Annotated in this window: 4 protein-coding genes; 1 reads left to right on the top strand and 3 read right to left on the bottom strand. The window is 73.9% G+C overall.

What is annotated here, in order from left to right:
* Positions 1–70: 70 nt before the first annotated feature.
* Entirely contained in the window at positions 71–1,129 is a 1,059-nt protein-coding gene (locus tag LW587_RS23760; RefSeq protein WP_232632038.1) for a cysteine synthase A, read from the bottom strand.
* A 70-nt stretch (positions 1,130–1,199) separates the two neighbouring features.
* A complete protein-coding gene (locus LW587_RS23755) occupies positions 1,200–1,418 on the bottom strand; it encodes a hypothetical protein (RefSeq protein ID WP_232632037.1) in 219 nt (72 codons plus the stop codon).
* Positions 1,419–1,667: 249 nt separating this feature from the next.
* Here LW587_RS23755 and LW587_RS24110 point away from each other — a divergent pair, with 249 nt between their 5' ends.
* Entirely contained in the window at positions 1,668–1,802 is a 135-nt protein-coding gene (locus tag LW587_RS24110) for a hypothetical protein (RefSeq protein WP_269780372.1), read from the top strand.
* A 12-nt stretch (positions 1,803–1,814) separates the two neighbouring features.
* On the opposite strand, the gene LW587_RS23750 is transcribed toward LW587_RS24110, so the two are convergent.
* Positions 1,815–2,974: serine protease (locus LW587_RS23750; RefSeq protein WP_232632036.1), on the bottom strand; the 1,160-nt coding region annotated here is incomplete at its 5' end.

Raw genomic sequence — 2,974 nt, 5'->3', positions numbered from 1 at the left:
TTTGGGCTTCGCTCAAACGCCGCGCGGGCTTGCCTGATCCGGGCTCCGCTTTGATCAAGCGGAGCCCGTATCAGGCGCGCCAGTCCGGCAGCGGGCCCGCGGGCGCGCCCAGCCAATCCGGCGTCGGCAGGCCGCGCTCCGTGAGGAAGGCGGGGTTGAACAGCTTCGAGGCGTAGCGCGCCGCCCCATCGCAGAGGATCGTCACGATGGTGTGGCCCGGCCCCAGCTCTCGGGCGAGCCGGATCGCGCCGGCCACGTTGATTCCCGACGAGCCGCCGAGCGAGAGCCCCTCCTCCCGCATCAGGCGGAAGACGATGTCGAGCGCCTCGGTATCGGGAATCCGGAAGGAGTGGTCGGGGGTGAAGCCTTCGAGGTTCCGGGTCACCCGGCCCTGGCCGATGCCTTCCGTGATCGAGGAGCCCTCCGCCTTCAGCGTCCCCGTCGTGTAGTAGGCGTGGAGCGCCGAGCCCTCGGGGTCCGACAGGGCGATCTTGACCCCGGGCTTGAGCGCCCGCAGCGCCTCGGCGACGCCTGCCAGGGTGCCGCCGGTGCCGGCCGCGCAGACGAAGCCGTCGACCGCGCCGTCGGTCTGCTGGACGATCTCGGGGCCGGTGCCGACGACGTGGGCGCGGCGGTTGGCGATGTTGTCGAACTGGTCGGCGAAGAAGGCGCCGGCTTCCTCCGTCTCCGCCAGCCGCTCGGCCAGGCGGCGGGCGGCGTGGACGTAGTTGTTCGGGTTGGCGAAGGGCACCGCCGGCACCTCGACGAGGCGGGCGCCGGCGAGCCGCAGCGTTTCCTTCTTCTCCGCCGACTGGGTCTCGGGGATCACGATGACGGTGCGGTAGCCGCGCACGGCCGCGACCAGCGCCAGCCCGATCCCGGTATTGCCCGCCGTGCCCTCGACGATGGTGCCGCCGGGCCGGATCACGCCGCGCTCCTCCGCATCCCGCACGATCGAGAGCGCGGCGCGGTCCTTCACCGAGAGGCCGGGATTGAGGAATTCGGCTTTGCCGAGGATCGTGCAGCCGGTTTCCTCCGAGGCGCGGCGCAGGCGGATCAGCGGCGTGCCGCCGACGGCGGCCAGAACGTCCTGCGACACCGGCCGCGGGAGGGCGGGAGAAGCGGTCATGCGCGTGTGGCCTCCGGCACCGGCCCCCGGGATGGGCGCCGGCCGAGGGCGAGGCTTAGTCGCCGGGTTTTCAGGAATCCAGATAGCCGGCCGCCCGCAACGCCTCGGCGACCGCAAGAAAGTAGGGATCGTCCGAGGCGGAAGCCTCCGGCGACGGAATTCTTCTCCCCACGGCGGCGGAGGGCGAGGCGACCCGAATCCGGGCGGGTGCGCGGCCCAGCAATCCGACGGCGGCGCGGAAGGACTCTTTGAGGGAGATCATGGCCGGCACTGTCTCGAAACGGGACAACCCGCGGACCTCTCACGAAGGGACGCAACCTTGACGATTTTGCGGCGCGGCACGGCGTCGGGTGCGGCGCGGCATGGCGGTCCCGCCGAGCGGGGCCCGACCGCACCCGGCGGTTCAGGCCCGGTTCAAGCGCGGCGGCGGAAGAGACGAGCTGTGGTCTCCCTGCACCGCTTTTCCGGGGGCGGGGCCCCGTCCACGCCGCAATCGGGCCGGAAGAGCATATCGTCAAGCTTTGCGGGCTAGGAGCTCGTGAGGCACCCACGACCCGCCTCTCCCGCCCTCCTCCGAAAGTCGCGAAGCGTAATCATGACGGTCCTCGTCCTCATCGCCTGCAACCTGCTCCTGGCGGGCCTGTTCTCCCTCGTCGCCGTCGTCCTCGACTGACCCCGACGGGCCTCAGCGCCCGCAGGCGATCCCGACAACCGCACCGAGAAGCGGCGCGGCGGCCCCGCCCAGGGTCATCGCGGGAGCGGGCGCCGAACCCGGCCCGATCCCGCTCTCCTTCAGAAAGGCCGCGACCGCCGCGCCCGGCACCAGGGCATGGCTCGTCGGCGGCATCACGCCCGCGATCAGGCGCGGCGCGGCGGGAAACCGCTCGACCAGCCCCACGAGACGCCCCGAGCGGTCGAGGACCGGCGCACCGCCGGCACCGGGCTGGAGCGGCGCGAACACGCCGCCGGTGCCGGCCGTGCCCGGCGCCACGCTGCGGCCGTCCCGGCTGTCGGCCGCGAGCGCGAGCAGCGCCTCGTCCGACGCGGGCACCTCCGCCCGGGGCGACGGCACCACCCCGCCGCCGACGGATCCCTCGACCCGCAGCAGGACGAGCCGGACGGCATTGTCGCGGCGCTCGATTCGGGCCGGCAGGCCGCCGATCCGGGGCGCCGGGCAGGTTTCGAGGGCTGCGGCCGCCGTCAGCACCCACCCGCCGCCGAGATGGAGGCCGGTCGCGCCGGGACGCGCCTCCGCCGACGTCGCCGCGAGGGCGGAATTTTGCGCGGGGCCGGAATTGGGGGCGTGCCCTTGGCCGGGCTTGGCAGCCGGCGCCTGGGGCGAGGCGGCGACGGAGGCCGGCAGGCCCACGGACGGCGCGTTCTCGGGGAACGGCGCGAAACTGTTGGCCACCGCGATCACCAGGGGCTCGACCTCGCCCGCCAGCGCCCGGTCGTAGCCGAGGGTGAAGCCCCGGATGCCCGCCTCGCCCAGGGCGTAGCGGACATAGGAGCGCCCGGTCGCGGTCTCGGCGGTGACGACGAAGAAGTCGGGCTTCTTCAGCTTGTAGGTGACCTTGCGCTCGGGGCCGGCGGCGGTAGCGCGCTCGAACAGGGCGTCGAGATCGGTCGTGCCGGGCGGGGCGGATTTGGTGTCGAGGGTGACGCGCCCGTCGGCGCTCTGCCAGCGGGTGCCGCCGGGCAGCGGGCTGCGCTTCGGCAGCATCCGCTCCGGCACGCCGATGGTGACGCCGCTGGCCGGGTCCGCCTGGACCCGGAACCGCGCCGCCTTGCGGGCGGCCTCCGCGGCGGCGGCGAGGGCCGCGCGCTCGGGCGGGGCCAGCAGGC

It is taken from the genome of Methylobacterium sp. Leaf118 (assembly GCF_920984675.1).
Lineage (GTDB): Bacteria > Pseudomonadota > Alphaproteobacteria > Rhizobiales > Beijerinckiaceae > Methylobacterium.
Note: the sequence above shows the minus strand (reverse complement) of the source record. Positions and strands in the feature narration are given on the sequence as shown.

What these genes read in the sequence shown, in the direction of transcription:
- LW587_RS23760 (WP_232632038.1), bottom strand. Translation starts at nt 1,129, where the DNA reads ATGACCGCTTCTCCCGCCCTCCCGCGGCCGGTGTCGCAGGACGTTCTG.